Origin of the sequence: Pontibacter sp. SGAir0037 (assembly GCF_005491705.1) — a bacterium.
Taxonomy (GTDB): Bacteria; Bacteroidota; Bacteroidia; order Cytophagales; family Hymenobacteraceae; genus Pontibacter.
Map to the genome: position 1 here is coordinate 1,282,299 of NZ_CP028092.1, position 18,665 is coordinate 1,300,963.

11 protein-coding genes are annotated in these 18,665 nt (G+C 44.3%); 4 read left to right on the forward strand and 7 right to left on the reverse strand.

The features are described 5' to 3' along the window. Positions 1 to 190 precede the first annotated feature (190 nt). Both C1N53_RS05325 and C1N53_RS05330 read right to left on the reverse strand, forming a co-directional pair. Positions 191 to 3,577 carry a methylmalonyl-CoA mutase family protein gene (locus tag C1N53_RS05325; protein WP_137758325.1) on the reverse strand — a complete coding sequence of 1,129 codons (3,387 nt, stop codon included), beginning with the start codon at positions 3,575 to 3,577 and terminating at the stop codon, positions 191 to 193. A gap of 370 nt (positions 3,578 to 3,947) precedes the next feature. Beyond that, positions 3,948 to 4,658, reverse strand: coding sequence for a LuxR C-terminal-related transcriptional regulator (locus C1N53_RS05330; RefSeq protein ID WP_137758326.1), 711 nt, complete (start codon positions 4,656 to 4,658; stop codon positions 3,948 to 3,950). A 484-nt stretch (positions 4,659 to 5,142) separates the two neighbouring features. Here C1N53_RS05330 and lepA point away from each other — a divergent pair, with 484 nt between their 5' ends. Next, positions 5,143 to 6,927, forward strand: a complete 1,785-nt coding sequence (gene lepA / locus C1N53_RS05335; protein ID WP_137758327.1) for a translation elongation factor 4 — start codon at positions 5,143 to 5,145, stop codon at positions 6,925 to 6,927. A gap of 155 nt (positions 6,928 to 7,082) precedes the next feature. Then, on the forward strand, positions 7,083 to 7,967 hold the full coding sequence (gene folD, locus C1N53_RS05340; protein ID WP_137758328.1) for a bifunctional methylenetetrahydrofolate dehydrogenase/methenyltetrahydrofolate cyclohydrolase FolD: 885 nt from the start codon (positions 7,083 to 7,085) through the stop codon (positions 7,965 to 7,967). Between the two features lie 66 nt (positions 7,968 to 8,033). Here folD and thrC read toward each other — a convergent pair whose 3' ends face one another. Genes thrC through C1N53_RS05355 form a run of 3 tightly spaced genes read right to left on the reverse strand, consistent with a single transcriptional unit; the run spans position 8,034 to position 11,738 of the window. Beyond that, positions 8,034 to 9,356: a threonine synthase gene (gene thrC, locus C1N53_RS05345; RefSeq protein ID WP_137758329.1), complete on the reverse strand. Its 1,323-nt coding sequence runs from the start codon at positions 9,354 to 9,356 to the stop codon at positions 8,034 to 8,036. Further along, positions 9,353 to 10,315 carry a homoserine kinase gene (locus tag C1N53_RS05350; RefSeq protein WP_137758330.1) on the reverse strand — a complete coding sequence of 321 codons (963 nt, stop codon included), beginning with the start codon at positions 10,313 to 10,315 and terminating at the stop codon, positions 9,353 to 9,355. Before C1N53_RS05350 ends, thrC begins: the two co-directional genes overlap by 4 nt. A gap of 10 nt (positions 10,316 to 10,325) precedes the next feature. Further along, a complete protein-coding gene (locus tag C1N53_RS05355) occupies positions 10,326 to 11,738 on the reverse strand; it encodes an aspartate kinase (RefSeq protein WP_168193969.1) in 1,413 nt (470 codons plus the stop codon). Between the two features lie 692 nt (positions 11,739 to 12,430). On the opposite strand from C1N53_RS05355, the gene C1N53_RS05360 reads away from it, so the two are divergent. After that, on the forward strand, positions 12,431 to 14,362 hold the full coding sequence (locus C1N53_RS05360; protein ID WP_137758332.1) for an OmpA family protein: 1,932 nt from the start codon (positions 12,431 to 12,433) through the stop codon (positions 14,360 to 14,362). A gap of 88 nt (positions 14,363 to 14,450) precedes the next feature. Here C1N53_RS05360 and C1N53_RS05365 read toward each other — a convergent pair whose 3' ends face one another. Both C1N53_RS05365 and C1N53_RS05370 read right to left on the reverse strand, forming a co-directional pair. Beyond that, positions 14,451 to 15,737, reverse strand: a complete 1,287-nt coding sequence (locus C1N53_RS05365) for a citrate synthase (protein ID WP_137758333.1) — start codon at positions 15,735 to 15,737, stop codon at positions 14,451 to 14,453. Between the two features lie 212 nt (positions 15,738 to 15,949). Beyond that, on the reverse strand, positions 15,950 to 16,357 hold the full coding sequence (locus C1N53_RS05370) for a two-component system response regulator (protein ID WP_137758334.1): 408 nt from the start codon (positions 16,355 to 16,357) through the stop codon (positions 15,950 to 15,952). 662 nt (positions 16,358 to 17,019) lie between these two features. Between C1N53_RS05370 and C1N53_RS05375 the strand changes: the two genes are divergently transcribed. Then, positions 17,020 to 18,537, forward strand: coding sequence for a malate:quinone oxidoreductase (locus tag C1N53_RS05375; RefSeq protein ID WP_137761399.1), 1,518 nt, complete (start codon positions 17,020 to 17,022; stop codon positions 18,535 to 18,537). Positions 18,538 to 18,665 lie beyond the last annotated feature (128 nt).

The window sequence follows — 18,665 nt, forward strand, 5'->3', positions numbered from 1 at the left end:
GATTATTAAGTTTTAGTTAACAGATAGAATAGTGCTGTTCCTTTACTTTATTGTTGCACGTCTACTGAAAGAGGTAGAGGTCCTGACAGAACTCAGAAGCTGAACTGAGCAGAGATGATTTGTTCATAAACGAAAAGAGGCTCCGGTACAACAGTTTCCGAAGCCTCTTAAAATCAACGTGATGCTCGTACTACATATTCCTCCTGTACTGTCCGCCTACTTCGAATAAAGCGTTTGTAATCTGTCCGAGAGAGCAATATTTTACCGTTTCCATCATTTCTTCGAAAATATTACCATTGTTGATAGCTACCTGTTGCAGTTGATATAACATCTGGGAAGATGTACCAGTGTTGCGTTGCTGCAAAGCCTGTAGCATCGTGATCTGGTATTGTTTCTCTTCTTCTGTTGCCCTGATCACTTCTGTAGGAATAACAGTAGGGGAGCCCTGGGAAGAAAGGAAGGTGTTCACACCAATAATCGGATATTCTCCTGTGTGCTTCAAGGTTTCATAGTAAAGGCTTTCTTCCTGAATTTTGCCTCGCTGGTACATGGTTTCCATAGCGCCCAATACTCCTCCACGTTCTGTTATGCGATCAAATTCTGCCAGAACAGCTTCCTCAACCAAGTCGGTGAGTTCCTCGATGATGAAGGAACCTTGCAGTGGATTCTCGTTCTTAGCCAGACCAAGCTCCCGGTTAATGATCAGCTGTATAGCCATAGCCCGACGCACAGAAGCCTCTGTAGGAGTTGTTATGGCTTCGTCGTAGGCATTTGTGTGCAGGGAGTTACAGTTGTCGTAAATCGCATACAGTGCCTGAAGCGTCGTGCGTATATCATTAAAATCTATCTCCTGCGCATGCAGCGAGCGACCTGATGTCTGGATGTGGTACTTCAGCATCTGGGATCGGGCATCGGCACCGTACTTCTGTCTCATGGCTTTTGCCCAGATTCTACGGGCAACGCGGCCAATCACAGCGTACTCCGGATCGATGCCATTGGAGAAGAAAAAGCTCAGGTTCGGTGCAAATTTATTGATGTCCATGCGACGGCTTACATAATACTCTACAAAGGTAAAGCCATTTGCCAGTGTAAAAGCCAACTGTGAAATCGGGTTGGCTCCCGCTTCTGCAATATGATAACCTGAAATAGAGACAGAGTAGAAATTGCGTACATTCTTCTCGATGAAGTACTGCTGAACATCTCCCATCAGCCTTAGCGAAAATTCGGTAGAGAAGATGCAGGTGTTCTGGGCCTGATCCTCTTTCAGGATATCTGCCTGTACCGTACCTCTTACAGAGGCCAGCGTTCGTGCCTTAATTTCCTGGTATACATCGGTTGGTAGAACCTGGTCGCCTGTTACTCCCAAGAGCATAAGTCCGAGGCCATTGTTGCCTTCCGGTAGCTTGCCCTGGTATTGTGGCCGGGCAATACCTTTCTCCTGATAGATAGCTTCTATTTTAGCTTCAACTTCTGATTCCAGGCCATGTTCTTTGATGTATAATTCGCATTGCTGATCGATGGCTGCATTCATGAAAAAGCCTGTCAGAATAGCAGCAGGACCATTGATGGTCATGGAAACCGATGTTTTGGGATCAGCCAGGTTAAAGCCGGAGTAAAGTTTTTTAGCATCATCAAGGCAGCAGATGCTAACACCGGAGTTGCCTATTTTGCCATAAATGTCTGGCCTGAAGTCGGGGTCTTCGCCATAAAGCGTTACTGAGTCGAAAGCAGTGGATAAGCGTTTGGCCGGCATTCCAAGGCTAACATAGTGGAAGCGCCTGTTGGTTCGTTCCGGTCCGCCTTCGCCTGCGAACATCCGGGTGGGATCTTCTCCTTCGCGTTTGAATGGAAATACACCTGCTGTATAAGGAAACTCCCCAGGCACGTTCTCCTGCAGGTTCCACTTCAGCAAATCTCCCCATGCTTCGTAGCGGGGAGTTACGACTTTCGGTATCTGAAGGTGTGAGAGCGATTCGGTATGTGTTTTTATCCTTATTTCCTTGTCTCGAACCTTAAATACATAGAACTCATTTTTATAAGCTTGTACTTTCTCTTTCCAGTTCTCCAGTATCTTTTTGTTCTGACCGTCCAGATTAAGTTCTATCTCTGTATAGGCTTGCTCCAGTTGCTTTAAAAGCCTGTCTTTGTCTTCTATCTCCAGTCCCTGAACCGCTTCTATAGACTTTCGGATTCCATACAGCTGCTGGGCCACCTCAGCCTGATCGCGGCTCCATTTATCGTAACTGCGGATGGTCTCAGCAATTTCCGAAAGGTAGCGGGTTCGGCTGGGAGGGATGATGAACACCTTCTCCGACATCTCATTGGATGTCTCCAGGCTGGTTCTAAATGCGATGCCCGTTTTCTCCGTTATTTTAGCCATCACAGCTTTATAAAGCTGGTTCATGCCCGGATCATTGAACTGGGAAGCAATGGTGCCAAACACCGGAATATCCTCGTCTTTCACATCCCAAAGCTGGTGATTTCGCTTGTATTGCTTTTTCACATCGCGTAGAGCGTCCAGGGCACCGCGCTTGTCGAATTTATTCAACGCAATAATATCGGCAAAATCAAGCATGTCTATTTTTTCAAGTTGTGTGGCGGCACCATACTCCGGTGTCATCACATACAGGCTCATATCAGAATGCTCAATAATCTCTGTATCAGACTGGCCTATACCAGATGTTTCCAGTATAATCAGATCAAAGCTGGCAGCCTTTACAATGTCTACAGCGTCCTGCACATACTTGCTAAGTGCCAGGTTACTCTGGCGTGTGGCCAGTGAGCGCATGTATACTCTTTCGTTAGAAATAGCATTCATCCGGATGCGGTCACCTAATAAAGCACCACCTGTTTTACGCTTGGAAGGGTCCACAGAAATAATGGCTATTTTCTTCTCCTGGAAGTCCAGCAGGAAGCGACGAACCAGTTCATCTACAAGCGAAGATTTGCCGGCACCACCTGTACCCGTAATTCCAAGAACCGGAGTTTTTACCAGGCCAGCCTGCTCTTTTACTTCCTCCAGAATGGCTCGTGCTTCTTCTGGAAAGTTTTCAGCGGCTGAAATAAGTCTGGCAATCGCTTTCGGGTCTTTTTCTTTTAAATGCTTTGCTTCGCCGTTCAGATTTTTTCCGGTCGGGAAGTCGCATTTTTCAAGCATATCGTTAATCATGCCCTGAAGTCCCATAGAGCGTCCATCGTCGGGCGTGTAAATGCGGGCAATTCCATAAGCATGCAGTTCTTCTACCTCAGAGGGTAAAATAACGCCTCCACCACCGCCAAAGATGCGGATATGGCTGCTACCTCTCTCTTTCAGCAGATCATACATATATTTAAAATATTCCAGGTGTCCGCCCTGGTAGGAAGTAAGGGCAATAGCCTGGGCATCTTCCTGTATGGCACAATCCACTATTTCCAGAACCGAACGGTTGTGGCCCAGGTGAATTACTTCGGCTCCTGAGGCCTGTATGATGCGACGCATGATGTTGATGGAAGCATCATGACCATCGAAAAGAGAGGCTGCCGTAACCACACGGATGTGGTGCACAGGTTTATATGGTTCAACTTTAGTAAATGACATCGAATTTTAAGAAAGTTTAGCTTAGTTTGGTGCAAATATAGTTAATACCGGCCTTTTTGCCTTGAAATATACGTTACCTACGCGCGAACAGCTTGTATGTGAGTGTTAAAAAGTGATTAAGCACTGATTTATATGATCATTGAGCGCTTCCCGAATCATAAATTTGAAAATTTATAGATATTTGTTATATTCAAATTAAAAATTGTACTGTCAATAAACTTATAGAGAAATGGAATACTCGAATATTGGTTTACTTCTGCTGACTTTCACCGTTTTGCTTTGCGGTATAGCTTATAATTTCTCAAGAAAGAGGAACAGGAAAAAGCCCGGAAAACTTCATTAATGGTTACCATAACCTATAGGTGGAGAACTAACCCAAGCCAGCTTCACTTGCAAACGCAACCAGATCGGCTACATTCGCTGTCCCTAATTTCTTCTGAATGTTTTTGCGGTGGGTAGAAACGGTATGGCTGCTCAGGTGCAATAGCTCTGAGATCTTTTTAGTGCTGTTTCCCCGGCAGATCAAATGCAGAATTTCCACTTCTCTTTTCCGGAGGCTGTTGAGGAGAAGTTTATTTTTTCGTTTCAGGTTTTCTTTCAGGGCGCTGATCAGTTGGGATTCTGTGTTCATTTGGCGGTTCATATCAACATCTACACAGACAATTTCAACTATTTCGCCGTTTGCCTTCTTTTTAAATGCCTTGGCCCAACCCATATACCATTTATACTCCCGCTCCAGTTTATGCTTTGCCCGGAAAATTCCGCCATACTCTGGTCCGTTAAAGTTTTTATAGTGGTTGATGCTGTCATCAGGCACGTTTAAATCATCCGGGTGAAGAATTTTCTGCATGTATTCCATACCACCTATTTCCCGGATTTCATCCATGCTGAAGCCCAATGTTTCTTCGTTGGTTTTGTTGCACCAAATCACACCTTCCTGCAGATCAGAGATGTAAATATTAGCAGGAACTTCGTCTATAACCTTTTTCAGAAACTCATTTTCTTGCCGAAGTAAGTTCAGTTCTTCCTTCAGGATTTCAATTTCATTTAAAAGATCTTGTTCAGTTGTACCTGTAGGCATAGGGTATTATGTATTTTAAATTAAATCTGCTTAGAAGATTGTGAAAGAGCAATCTTCTTCCGTCCTCTTCAAAATGAGTGATTCTACAGCGTGTTTATTTACCGTTAACATGCTAACATAACTATATTATTTGTCAGAGTCAACCTTCTTGTAAAGGAGTTGCTTTTCCAAAAAACCTAAAAAGTATGGAGGAGGCAAGCAAAGCAAGAGACTGTGCTGTCTTATGGTTTGCGTACCGCAAAGCTGGCCTTGCGTTTACAGCTTTAAATATTAGTTTCAGGTTGAAAAGTTATGTTAAGCATAGCCCTGTTTATCCAACACGTGCCGTATGGAGTACAAAAGATGCAAGAGGGCTGGCAGACCAAGTACAGCCACCTGCTGGTGTAGGCTTTTCTGTTTATTTCCACTTTTTATGAGGTTGGGCATGCGCTTTTGAATTAAATTGAAAGGAATATTATTAACTTTGTTCTCGTATTTATAGCATATGAAGAACATTCGTAATTTTTGCATCATTGCCCACATCGACCACGGAAAGAGTACGCTGGCCGACCGCCTGCTGGAGTTTACCCAAACGGTGGCAGAGAGGGAAATGCAAAACCAACTACTGGATAACATGGACCTGGAGCGGGAGCGTGGTATTACCATTAAGAGCCACGCCATCCAGATGAACTACCACTACAAAGGCGAAGACTATGTTCTGAACCTGATCGACACCCCCGGGCACGTGGACTTTTCTTACGAGGTTTCGCGTTCTATCGCAGCCTGTGAGGGTGCTTTGCTGATTGTGGATTCCTCCCAAGGTATAGAGGCACAGACTATTTCTAACTTGTACCTGGCTATAGGTAACGATTTAGAAATTATACCGGTGCTTAATAAAATAGACCTTCCGCATGCCATGCCTGAAGAAGTGTCGGACCAGATCATTGATCTGATTGGCTGTGATAAAGAAGATATCATACATGCTTCCGGCAAGGCAGGAATAGGCATTGAAGACATTCTGAATGCGATCTGTGATCGTATCCCAGCTCCGAAAGGTGATCCTGAAGCACCTCTGCAGGCGCTGATCTTTGACTCTGTTTTTAACTCTTACAGAGGTATAGAAGTTTACTTCCGTATCTTTAACGGAAGCCTGAGAAAAGGAGAGAAGGTAAAATTCATTAATACGGGCAAGACCTACGAAGCCGATGAAATCGGTGTTCTGAAGCTGAACCAGGAAGCCAGGGATGAGATGAAAGCCGGAAACGTGGGGTATCTTATCTCTGGTATTAAGAATGCAAAAGAAGTAAAAGTAGGAGATACCATTACGCATGTGGAGCGTCCGGCACAGGGCATCCAGGGCTTCGAAGATGTGAAGCCTATGGTATTTGCCGGAATTTATCCGGTAGAGACCAGCGAGTATGAGGAGTTGCGGGCTTCTATGGAGAAGCTGCAGCTAAACGACGCTTCGCTGGTGTGGGAGCCTGAAACCTCTGCTGCGTTAGGTTTTGGCTTCCGGTGCGGTTTCCTGGGCATGCTGCACATGGAAATTGTACAGGAGCGCCTCGAGCGTGAGTTCGACATGACGGTAATTACAACCGTGCCGTCTGTGCAGTTTCATGCTTACACTACCAAAAGCGATCTGATCAAGGTAAATGCACCTTCCGAGATGCCTGAACCTAATTACATCGATCATATTGAAGAGCCGTTCATTAAAGCCCAGATCATATCGAAGGCAGAATACGTTGGTCCTATCATCACGTTGTGTATGGACAAACGAGGTATTCTGAAAAACCAGACTTACCTGACCAGCGACCGCGTGGAGTTGTCGTTTGAGATGCCGCTGGCAGAAATTGTGTTCGACTTCTTTGATAAGCTGAAAACCATCTCCCGGGGTTACGCCTCCCTTGACTATGAACTGATTGGTTTCCGCCAGTCGAACATGGTGAAGCTGGATGTGATGCTGAATGGGGAGAAGGTGGATGCCTTGTCAGCCATTGTACACCGCGATAAAGCCTATGACTGGGGCAAGCGCTTATGTGAGAAACTTAGAGAATTGCTACCTCGCCAGATGTTCGAAATAGCCATTCAGGCTGCTATCGGGCAAAAGATCATTGCCAGGGAAACAGTTAAGGCTATGCGTAAAAACGTACTTGCCAAATGCTATGGCGGTGATATCTCCCGTAAACGAAAGCTCCTTGAAAAGCAGAAGAAAGGGAAGAAGCGTATGCGCCAGGTAGGTAACGTGGAGATTCCACAAGAAGCCTTCCTCGCCGTGCTCAAACTCGACTAGAAACAACAAGCCCCGATGTGCCCCTGCGCGTCGGGGCTTGTTGCTTTAATAGTATTCTTGTTACTCATCAGAAGCAATTAGTAAAAGAATCAGGTGCCGGTCTTTCTTTTTCCTGCACACTTATATTTTTAACTCATAACTCATAACTAAAATAGATGACTCTGCTCGACGGTAAGAAAACCTCTGAAGCCATTCAGGAAGAAATAGCTGCTGCTGTTACAGAAATTAAAGCTAACGGTGGTAAAGTACCTCATTTAGCTGCCATACTTGTTGGCAATGACGGTGGTTCTGTAACTTATGTTAATAATAAAGTATTAGCCTGTGAGCGTGTGGGCTTTGCCTCTTCTTTGTTTCATTATGAGGAAACGATCTCAGAAGAAGAACTTTTACTTAAGATTAAAGAGCTGAATTTAGATCCTGAAATCGATGGTTTTATAGTTCAGCTGCCCCTGCCTAAGCACATTGATCCGGAGAAAGTACTGGAAGCTGTTGACCCCAAAAAGGATGTGGATGGTTTTCACCCGATAAACGTTGGGCGCATGGTGGCAGGCTTACCGGCCTTTCTGCCAGCAACACCGTCCGGTATTTTACAGCTGTTACAGCGGTACAACATCGAAACCGCCGGTAAACATTGTGTGGTTATCGGTCGCAGTAATATTGTAGGCTCGCCTATGAGTATTCTGATGGCAAAGAGTGCCTACCCTGGCAACTGTACCGTTACCCTTTGCCACAGCCGTACAGTAGATTTACCTTCTTATACCCGACAAGCCGACATCATTATTGCTGCCATTGGCAAGCCTGAGTTTGTTACCGCTGATATGGTTAAGGAAGGAGCCGTTGTGATTGATGTAGGTACTACTCGTGTTCCGGATGCTAGCCGTAAATCAGGTTTCAGGCTGAAAGGGGATGTTCATTTTGAGGAAGTGGCACCTAAATGTAGCTATATTACACCTGTGCCGGGTGGTGTAGGACCATTAACTATTGCCATGTTGCTGAAGAATACCTTAAGCGCTGCAAAGGGAGAAGTTTACACGAAATAGTGTTATATTAAGAACAGCGGCCGCTTCAACTATAAGTATAAGCAGCCGCTGTTTTTTATCAGGAGGTCAAGCGTTTACCTTGCTTTGTTCCTGCAGAAAGTTTGCCAGCTCCTGGTAGTTGTTTCGTATGACAATGCTTTGCTTGGGTTTGTTAAGGAAAGCCTGTAACTGCTCCGGAAGTGCAATTTCTTCTTTTACAATTTCCTCTATACTTGTTTTAAATTTAGCCGGGTGAGCTGTTTCCAGGAAAATGCCTGCGGTTTTAACTTCAGGTAAGTATTGCTTCAGGCTCAAGTAACTGATGGCCCCATGTGGATCCATTAAATATCCTAGCTGCTTGTGTACCTCCTGAATTACAGACTTTATCTGTTCGTCGTCGGCCCAGTAACCTTTCACTACCTGTGTTAAAGACTCGTGGCTGTTCTGAAACATCTCCAGGATACGCGGAAAATTATTAGGGCTTCCTACATCCATCGCATTGGCAATAGTTGCCACCGATGGCGCAGGTGTATATACGCCTGACTGAAGATAATCCGGCACAATCTTGTTTCTGTTTGTAGCTGCTACAAAGTATTGGACCGGTAAGCCCATTTTCCTGGCTAACAGACCTGCTGCAATATTTCCGAAGTTACCGCTGGGCACAGATATCGTCAGTGCTGCTGATTCTGCTTCCGGGTTCAGCTTACGCCACTGCCCCCAGGCGTGGAAGTAGTAAACCATTTGTGGCAGCCAGCGCGCAACATTAATAGAATTGGCTGAAGAAAGCTGCATCTCCTTGGCAAGTTCTTCATCGGCAAAAGCTTGCTTTACCAGGGCCTGGCAATCGTCGAATACACCTTCTACTGCTACAGCTTTGATATTCTGCCCCAGCGTGGTAAACTGCATTTCCTGGATGTCGCTTACGCCACCGTTGGGATAGAGTATTACCACCTCAATATTTTCAACACCTAAAAAGCCATTGGCCACGGCACTGCCTGTATCTCCGGAGGTAGCGACCAATACTGTTACAGGTCTGTCTTTTGCGGCAAAAGCCTGCAGGCAGCGCGACATAAAACGGGCACCTACATCTTTAAAGGCACAGGTTGGGCCATGAAACAGCTCCAGCGCATAAATTCCCTTTTCAACTTCTACTAAAGGAACAGGAAAAGTAAAGACTTCTTCGCAAATGCTTTTCAGGTATTCTTCGCTGATAGAAGGTGTGGTAAAAGGACTTAAAACCTTATAAGCAATTTCAGGAAGTGTCAGGCCAGGCAAGGCTTCGAAGAAAGAGGCTGGTAAAACAGGAATTTGTTCCGGGTAAAACAAGCCTTTATCCTGGGGTAAACCTTTTATAACGGCCTCTTTAAAACTTAAAGTGCCTGCTTGGCGGTTGGTGCTATAGTAGTTCATGCTTGAGCGGTTTGTAAGATGGATTGTTCTACCAGGCGGGCTCCCTGTTCAGGAACCTGCGACACATAGGTTTTCAAGGCAATGCCACTTTCTGCGTATACCTTCTCAAAAGCAACTTTCACCTGCTCAGCTGTTTCCTCTGAGGCAGATAATGCAAAAATAGAAGGTCCGGAGCCAGATATACCGCATCCTAGGGCACCCGAGCTTAAAGCAGCTTCTTTGGCCTGTTTAAACAGTGGGATGAGCACCGAACGTTCAGGCTCGAATATTTCATCATGTAAACTTCTGCCTATTAAACCATAATCTGCTCTTAAGAGGCCTGCCATCAGGGCGGCCAGGTTTCCCCATTGCCTGATGCTCTTTTTAAGCGGGATCTCTTTTTTCAGGATGCTTCTTGCCAAAGAAGTTTTCAGCTCAATCTGAGGATAAACAATGGTGCAGTATAAAGCTGCCGGTACGCCAAGAGGCACCAGGTCCAGTGGCTCGTAATCTCTTACCAGTACAAAACCACCCAGCAGAGAGGGAGCCACATTGTCGGCATGTGCCGAGCCGGAGGCTTTGCGTTCGCCTTCCATGGCATAGGTTACCAGTTCTGCTGTTGTAAAAGGTTGCCCGAGTACTTCGTTTACCGCAAAGGCCGCCGCCGCCGAACTGGCAGCACTACTACCTAGTCCGCTGCCAACGGGCATACCTTTGTGCAACTGCAGTTCAAGCCCATGCTCCACCTGTAAATCGGTGAGCATTTTCTGTGCTACTACGCCAATTACGTTTTCTTCAGGATCAGCTGACAGACCTGTAATGCCTTCTATTGCAGAGATCACAATGCCAGGCTCGTGTGTTTTAAGGGCCCAAACTTCGTCACCGGGTTGCTCCAGGGCAAACCCCAGCACATCAAAGCCGCAGCAAACGTTTGCTACAGTAGCGGGTGCAAATGCTTTTACAAATTCCTTCTTGTTCATGATTTCTTCGTTATGCCAGAGCCAGGTTCTGTTCTTTCGAGCTGGAAAGGAAGAAGCTATCGTGCAAAACGTTTATAGCTTTTGCCGCATCCTCGCTTTTCACTACCAATGAAATATTACGTTCTGTAGCTCCCTGTGCTATGGCCCTTATATTAATCTGGTGCTGCCCCAGTATCGAGAAAATAGTGCCTGCAATACCCGGCTGCTGAATCATACCGTTACCTACTAAGGCAACAATACTCATAGGTGCTTCTAAATTTAACGGATCCAAGGTGGCGGATGCTACTTCCTCGGCAAATTCTTCCGATAATGCCTCCAGCGCCCTTTTTCCCTCCAGGTCAGACAAGCCAATGGTTATACTTTGCTCCGATGAGGACTGAGTGATGAAATAGATATTTATGTTTTCGCTAGCCACCGCTTTAAACATACGAACGGCCATGCCCGGCACACCCACCATACCGCTTCCGCTTAAGGTAATAAGGGCAATATGGTCGACACAGGACACCCCTTTAATCAGATGCTTGCCAGGTGCAGGGCTATCTGATATTAAGGTACCTTTATGTGAAGGGTTAAACGTATTCTTTAATACCAAAGGTATTTTGGCAGCAATAAGTGGCGCTATGGTAGGCGGATACAGTACCTTTGCTCCGAAATAAGCCAGTTCCATCGCTTCTTTATAGCTTAATTCTTCTATAGAATAAGCTGATTTTGCTTTACGTGGGTCAGTGGTATACATACCATCCACATCCGACCATATTTCCAGCCTGGTAGCATGAAGCGCTGCAGCAAATAGAGAAGCGCTGTAGTCGGAGCCGCCACGGCCAAGTACCGTTGCTTTACCTGTGTGCGATCGGGCTACGAAGCCGGGTGCAATTACTAGGCTAGCTGTATGCGGGAAACTGTCCTGTATCTTCTGATAAGTAGACCTTAAATTAACTTTTGCATTCAGATAATTGTTATCTGTTTCAATAAAATGCCAGCTGTCAATTAAAGTATTGGTTAATTCCTTGTGCTGGAACGACTCAGAAATTATAGCTGATGAAAGTAGTTCTCCGTACCCCATGATGCGCGCTTTCACACTATCGCTTATTTCGTCGAGCAGATAGATTCCTTTACTCAGGTCTTCCAATTCCCGAAGCATCAGCTTAAGCTTTCCTTTGATCTCAATCTGATGGTTGATCGGAATGAGTTGCTCAATCGCCTCCATATGCTTTGCTTCCAGTTGTGTCAGCACATCCTGATAAGTATCATCATGTTCTGTAGCTTTCTGGTAGCAGGAAATAAGCATATCCGTTACTCCTGACATAGCTGAAACAACTACCAGTACACGGTCGGGGTAATTTTTTTCTTTTAAAATAGAGGCTATTTGTAAGATAGCCTGTGCATTTGCGACGGAAGTACCTCCGAATTTTAAAACCAGCATAGCAATGTGATTAAGGACAATGAAAAAAAAGCACGATGCCAGAAAGGGCATAAAGAAGAAAGGACGATATGTATACTTAACCCCCTAGGGGGTAATTGTAGAAATGAAACAAATACCTGTTGTGCAGGCAGCGCCACATGTACCTATCTTTAATAGGTAAGGTGCGGGAGATATAGCGGTAGATTGTTTCATGTCTTTAAGTGCCGTCAATATCAGCATTAATTTTAATAAAATACTAAATTTTACGCGTTTTTATTAAAAATCAAAGCTGATTTAATTTAATTCCTTTACTTGTTCCTATTTTAATTCTATTGTTCAGCCAAATACTGCTTCGTGTTGTAATTATATCAGTTGCTTTTGCTTGTTGTTTTAGGCCTTTCCGGAACATATTGGCTATACCTTCTTGTTTGAATTTTGCAAAATAACCGCTTATTTGCCTTACACTTTTTTGAGCTTTTAACTTAGAGGTTTAAAGGTAAAGAGCTGGTAGTTGCTGCCTCTTTTTTACGACCTGATGATGGTCTTGTTAAGATAAGAAATGTGTTCTGTTGCTTTTTTGCCTGAAGGCCTCCACCTGAACAGGCTTAGTGGCAAAGCCAACATAATGTGAGCTATCTAAGTACTATACGTCATAATAATATCGAACCCTGTGCTCTGAACAACTGCACACCTATACAAATACAAAACATTACATGATGCAACGACTGCTGTTTGCCTTCTGGCTTATACTGTTTACTACCTCAATCCCTTTAGTTGCCCAGAACCGAAGCCTGAATACCACTTCCAAGAAAGCGGAGTCTTTATTTAACAAAGCAGACGAATATATCAGAGCACGGGATTTTGATCGTGCCCTCGCTGCTTTGAATGAAGCTGTTAAAAAGGACCCTAATTTTCCAGAAGCTTATTTTAAAGCGGCTAACCTATACAAAATGATGGGCGATAAAGCGGCTATGTTTGACCAGCTACAGAAAGGAATGGCTGTTGCACCACATAGCCCTGCTTTTGCCAACAGTTATTTCGATGTAGCTGAACTGTACTTTGACAGGGGGAATTACCAGGAAGCCAGGAACAATTATAACGCTTATCTGAAGGCGAAACCTAAGAGTACCAGGCAGGTGGAATATGTGCAGAATCAATTAAAAACCACTGAGTTTGCACTACAGGCAATGCAGCAACCTGTTGCTTTCAATCCTGTGGAATTATCTGCTACCGTTAATGCCTTCTCACTTCAGTATTTCCCGTCTACTACAGCAGATCAACGACAGCTGCTGTATACTGCCCGGGCGGGTACCAGGCCGGATCATGATGAAAATATCTATGTGAGTCAGCGCCAGGAGGGGGAGTGGCAGGCGCCCGTTTCTATATCGGATGCCATAAACTCCACTGCGAACGAAGGCGCGGCAGCTATTTCCGGGGATGGCAAAACACTTGTGTTTACTTCCTGTAACAGGCCCGACAGTCAGGGTGATTGTGACTTGTATATTTCGTTTAGAACTGGGAACGACTGGAGTAAACCGAAGAATATTGGTTCACCCGTTAATACGAAGGCATGGGAGTCGCAGCCAAGCTTGTCTGCAGATGGCCGTACGCTTTACTTTACATCTACAAGAGGCGGGGGCATAGGTAAAGAAGACATTTGGGTAACAAAGCTAAATGACGACGGCTCCTGGCAGACACCTGTTAACCTGGGGCCAACAGTAAACTCTTCAGAAAGAGACATGGCACCATTTATTCATGGCAGTGGCTCTACTTTATATTTTGTAAGCGATGGCCACCTTGGTTTAGGCGGTTTAGATGTATTTATGACTTCCCTTGACGGGCAGATGCAGTGGCAGACACCAAAGAATCTGGGATACCCGTTAAACACACACGCCGACGAAGGCTCCTTGTTTATCTCTCCGGATAATAGCATTGGATTTTACTCAAGGCAGGAGGGTGCAGCAACCGGAAACATAAGAATCAAGCTTTTCGGATTTGAGGTGCCAGCGGAATGGAAGAGTTCTCTTACTAGTACCTACGCCCAAGGCCGGGTTTTTAGCGAAAGCACCAGGAAGCCGCTTGAGTCGGTGGTACAGGTATACGATTTAGAGACAGATTCGCTGATGCAGCAGGTTAAGTCTGATAAACTTACTGGAGAATATACCGCTGTGTTATCGGAAGGAAAACAGTATGCCTTTTATGTGAACGCAACTGGCTATATGATGAATAGCCTCAACTTTGACTATACCTCATCGAAGGCCTTAAGTCCTGTAGCGCTGGATGTATACCTGAAGCCGATAAAAGCAGGAGCGGCCGTTGTGTTGAACAACCTTTTCTTTGATACCGGAAAATACGACCTGAATAAAAACTCCAGGACGGAACTGAATAAACTGATCCGGTTTATGAACCAGAACAGCGAGCTCAGGATCGAAATATCCGGGCATACAGATGATGTAGGCTCAGATAAGGACAACCAGCTTTTATCAGAACGCAGAGCCAAGGCGGTAGCAGATTACCTGACTTCGAATGGGGTTAGTGGCCAGAGGCTACGCTCGAAAGGCTATGGCAAAACAAAGCCGGTAAAACCTAATACATCAGACGAAAACCGGCAGTTAAACCGCCGCATCGAAATGACTATTTTGTAAATTATGCTATAAAAACAGCAAAAAGAAAAGGCCGGCAATTTAATTAAATTGCCGGCCTTTTCTTTTTGCTGTTGAAGGTCCGCCTAGCTTAGCGTTTCTCTATAGCAACATAATCACGTTCTGTAGAACCAGTATAGATCTGGCGAGGACGACCGATAGGCTCTTTGTTCTCACGCATTTCTTTCCACTGTGCAATCCAGCCCGGTAGGCGGCCAAGAGCAAACATAACCGTAAACATGTTGGTTGGGATACCGATTGCACGGTAAATGATACCGGAATAGAAGTCCACGTTAGGATACAACTTACGATCTACAAAGTATGGATCAGTAAGGGCTGCTTCTTCAAGTTCTTTGGCGATGCCCAGAATCGGATCATGTATACCAAGAGCTGTTAACACTTCATCAGCCGTTTTCTTGATGATCTTAGCTCTTGGATCGAAGTTTTTGTATACGCGGTGTCCGAAGCCCATTAAGCGGAACGGATCGTTTTTATCTTTTGCCTTTTCTATAAACTTCTTCGAGTCGCCTCCATCTGCTTTAATTTGCTCCAGCATCTCGATAACAGCCTGGTTGGCACCGCCATGCAACGGACCCCACAGAGCACTTATACCCGCAGATACTGAAGAGTAAAGGCTGGCATTTGCTGAGCCTACCAGACGTACTGTAGAAGTAGAGCAGTTTTGCTCGTGGTCGGCATGTAGGATCAGAAGCTTGTTGATGGCATCAACTACAACAGGGTTTACTTCATACTCCTCAGTAGGATAAGCAAACATCATGTGCAGGAAATTAGAGCAATAATCCAGCTTGTTTTTAGGATAGTTTACCGGATGCCCAACTGAATTTTTGTACGACCAGGCAGCAATGGTAGAAAGCTTTGCCATTAAGCGGATAATGGAAAGATCCACTTCTTCTTTTGTCTGGTTCGGGTTCAGCGATTCAGGGTAGAAAGCTGTAAGAGAGCTTACCAGCGCAGACAAAATACCCATTGGGTGAGCAGTAGACGGAAAGCCATCCAGAATTTTACGCATATCTTCGTTAATAAGCGTATGAAATTTGATGTTGTGGCTGAACTCGTCCAGTTCTTGCTGCGTTGGTAATTTTCTGTATATCAGGAGGTAAGAAACCTCGATAAAATTCGATTTTTCGGCTAGCTGCTCAATCGGATAGCCTCTATAACTTAAGATACCTTTTTCTCCGTCCAGGAAAGTGATAGCACTTTTAGTTGCTCCTGTATTTTTATAACCGGAGTCCAGCGTAATATATCCAGACTCTGCACGCAGAGAAGAAATATCGATTGCTTTTTCATCTTCGGTACCCTCTACGATTGGTAGCTTGTAGGATTTACCCTCTAAAATTAGTTCAGCGGTATCTGACATGTTTATCTTTTTTTATGTCTGTAGTTTTATCTCTTAATAAAAGCGAAATTATGGAAAAATGTATAAACAATAAAATTAGACCAACACTAATCTGCCGTATTAAAGAAAATTAATATAGGCAGCTTTCGGTTGCCTGGTATTTAAACTGAATACAGCGCTTAATGTTTTACAGTATGCAGGCAGTCTGTTCTTCCTATCAGAAGAACTGCAGCTTAACGGGAGTAAATATCTTTCCTGATGATATCGAGGGCATCCATTTCAATGGGTTTGTTAAAATAGCCGCCAACCAGCTTGTATTCTGATGATCTTTTGTATTCGGATATATCGATAGCGGATGTCATGATATACACGACACACTTTCCCTTCATCCTGTCTTCATAGAACCTGAGAGAATCCAGGAAATTCCAGCCACTCATCTGGGGCATACTCAAATCCAGGAAAATAATATCCGGCAGCTGGGCAGGGTCGGTATCCAAAGCGATACGTATTTCTTCCAGTGCCTTTTCTGCAAAAAGAAAAGTAAAAACATTGTCACCGATGGATTGTGTCAAAAGCAATTCCTTTAAAAGGAAGATACTGATTTCATCATCATCAATAATGAATATTTTCTTTTCTTTCATAGTGTTGGCAGACTTCTATCTTTTAAAAATACCGAATATTATTCAGGTTATAGTGATTAGATCTAAAATAAAAACAGTCAGTATTAAAAAGTGAGTAATCAATCATAACACAGGATCGATTCTGCTTTGTTGCTGCTTTTATATAAAATTTTAAATAAGTCGCTTAATGTGATAGAATTCAGCACCCTACATAAAGCGGCTATGTCGGAATTAAACAGTTTTAAGCATTAGTTGTTTTTAAAGCCGACATAGCTTTATTCAAAAAATGTAATTATAAAATTTACCTGACTTATAATATTAGGTAAATGTTTCAGGAGGCGCTAAAAATAAGCTATAGCAGTTCTAAACGCAATAAGCCAGGTGTCTTAAGCTGAAACAATTATACGGCAAAACAGCAATAAACTTAAAAAATTCTTCATGCATACTGTTTTTGCTTCAGATATTTTTAGTTTTGCGGCCAAATTATATCGTTAATGGCATCTTAAAATCTTCATTGGCGGTACAATAGCTGAATACCTGTTGCCAAAAGACCATTTCATTTGCACCAGGCTCAATAAAAACAGTTCGCTTTCCCGACAAAAAACGTGAAAAAACGTATCGTTTAATTTCAGGTAGTAGTTCTTATTTAATAACTAGTACCTTTTTAATGCTGATGAATGAATATGTTAAAAAACAATGACTCTTATGAGGCTGCTCCTGATGTTGTTTTGATTGGTGCTGGTATAATGAGCGCTACTCTCGGCATGATGTTGAAGGAGTTACAGCCTGATATTAAAATTGAAATATTTGAGCGACTTGACGTCGCAGCTGCTGAAAGCTCGGATGCCTGGAACAATGCAGGTACAGGACACGCGGCTTTTTGCGAGTTAAACTACACACCTGAATTGCCAGATGGCAGTATCGATATTTCGAAAGCTGTGAAAATTTCAGAGTCTTTCGATGTTTCCCGTCAGTTCTGGGCTTACCTGGTAGAGCATTGCTCTGTACGGCTGCCCCTGAACTTTATAGAAAGCATTCCGCACATTAGTTTTGTTTGGGGAGATGCAAACGTGGATTATCTACGCAAACGGTATGAAGCGCTGCAATCGTCGCACTTGTTCCGCGGCATGGAGTTTTCGGAAGATCATGAGGTGCTTCGTGAGTGGATGCCTTTAGTGATGGAGAACCGCCATGATGGTAAAAAAGTGGCAGCCACACGCATGCCTATTGGTACAGATGTAAACTTCGGGGCACTTACCCGTGGCATGTTTAATCATATACAGGAAAAGGAGGGAGTAAACTTGCATTTTAGCCATGAGGTGCGTAAGCTGAAACAGGACAGCGATGGCAACTGGACCGTGAAGGTGAAGCATATTCCTACCGGCGCAAAAAGAAAAGTGAAGGCTAAGTTTGTGTTCATTGGTGCAGGTGGCGGTTCTTTGCCTTTGCTCATGAAATCCGGTATTCCTGAAAGCAAGGGATATGGCGGGTTTCCGGTAAGTGGTCAGTGGCTGAAATGCGTGAACCAGGATATAATTGAAAGACATGAAGCAAAGGTATATGGAAAGGCGGCTGTTGGATCTCCGCCTATGTCTGTTCCGCACCTTGACACCAGGTATATCAATGGCAAAAGAGAATTACTTTTCGGGCCTTATGCCGGTTTTTCTACCAGGTTCCTGAAGCAGGGTTCTCTGCTGGATTTACCCCTTTCTGTTAAATTGAACAACCTGAAGCCCATGCTGGCTGCCGGTTATAAAAACATCCCACTTACCCGCTACCTGATTAACCAGGTGCGTCAGTCGCCGGAAGATCGTTTAGCGGCACTTCGCGATTATTTCCCGGATGCTAAGATGCAGGATTGGGAACTGGAAGTTGCCGGGCAACGGGTACAGGTGATCAAAAAAGATCCGAAACACGGCGGAATACTGGAGTTTGGCACAGAAGTGGTAAGTGCAGCTGATGGTTCTATAGCCGCTTTACTAGGTGCTTCTCCAGGTGCTTCTACGGCGGTATCGATTATGGTAAGCCTTTTAGAAATATGCTTTAAGGATAAAGTAAAAACGCCGCTATGGCAGGAGAAGTTAAAGCAGATGATCCCGACCTATGGCAGGTCTATGGCAAAAGATCCGCAGTTAACTGAGGAAGTCAGGGCCTGGACAAGCGAGGTGTTAGGGCTTTATAATTTTGAGAAGGTACAGTAGGTACTTCTGAAATAATATTGTAATCAGGCCACAGGTACAGTAGTTGCGGTAAGCCGCTGTACCTGTGGCCTGTTCGTTTTATGCCTGTTAAAATGGTTGCTTTAAAAGAGGTGCTGTGGGTATCTAAA

Excerpts from the sequence above, each read along its gene's own strand:
- C1N53_RS05325 (WP_137758325.1), bottom strand. The coding sequence starts at position 3,577 with ATGTCATTTACTAAAGTTGAACCATATAAACCTGTGCACCACATCCGT.
- C1N53_RS05330 (WP_137758326.1), bottom strand. The coding sequence starts at position 4,658 with ATGCCTACAGGTACAACTGAACAAGATCTTTTAAATGAAATTGAAATC.
- lepA (WP_137758327.1), top strand. The coding sequence starts at position 5,143 with ATGAAGAACATTCGTAATTTTTGCATCATTGCCCACATCGACCACGGA.
- folD (WP_137758328.1), top strand. The coding sequence starts at position 7,083 with ATGACTCTGCTCGACGGTAAGAAAACCTCTGAAGCCATTCAGGAAGAA.
- thrC (WP_137758329.1), bottom strand. The coding sequence starts at position 9,356 with ATGAACTACTATAGCACCAACCGCCAAGCAGGCACTTTAAGTTTTAAA.
- C1N53_RS05350 (WP_137758330.1), bottom strand. The coding sequence starts at position 10,315 with ATGAACAAGAAGGAATTTGTAAAAGCATTTGCACCCGCTACTGTAGCA.
- C1N53_RS05355 (WP_168193969.1), bottom strand. The coding sequence starts at position 11,738 with ATGCTGGTTTTAAAATTCGGAGGTACTTCCGTCGCAAATGCACAGGCT.
- C1N53_RS05360 (WP_137758332.1), top strand. The coding sequence starts at position 12,431 with ATGATGCAACGACTGCTGTTTGCCTTCTGGCTTATACTGTTTACTACC.
- C1N53_RS05365 (WP_137758333.1), bottom strand. The coding sequence starts at position 15,737 with ATGTCAGATACCGCTGAACTAATTTTAGAGGGTAAATCCTACAAGCTA.
- C1N53_RS05370 (WP_137758334.1), bottom strand. The coding sequence starts at position 16,357 with ATGAAAGAAAAGAAAATATTCATTATTGATGATGATGAAATCAGTATC.
- C1N53_RS05375 (WP_137761399.1), top strand. The coding sequence starts at position 17,020 with ATGTTAAAAAACAATGACTCTTATGAGGCTGCTCCTGATGTTGTTTTG.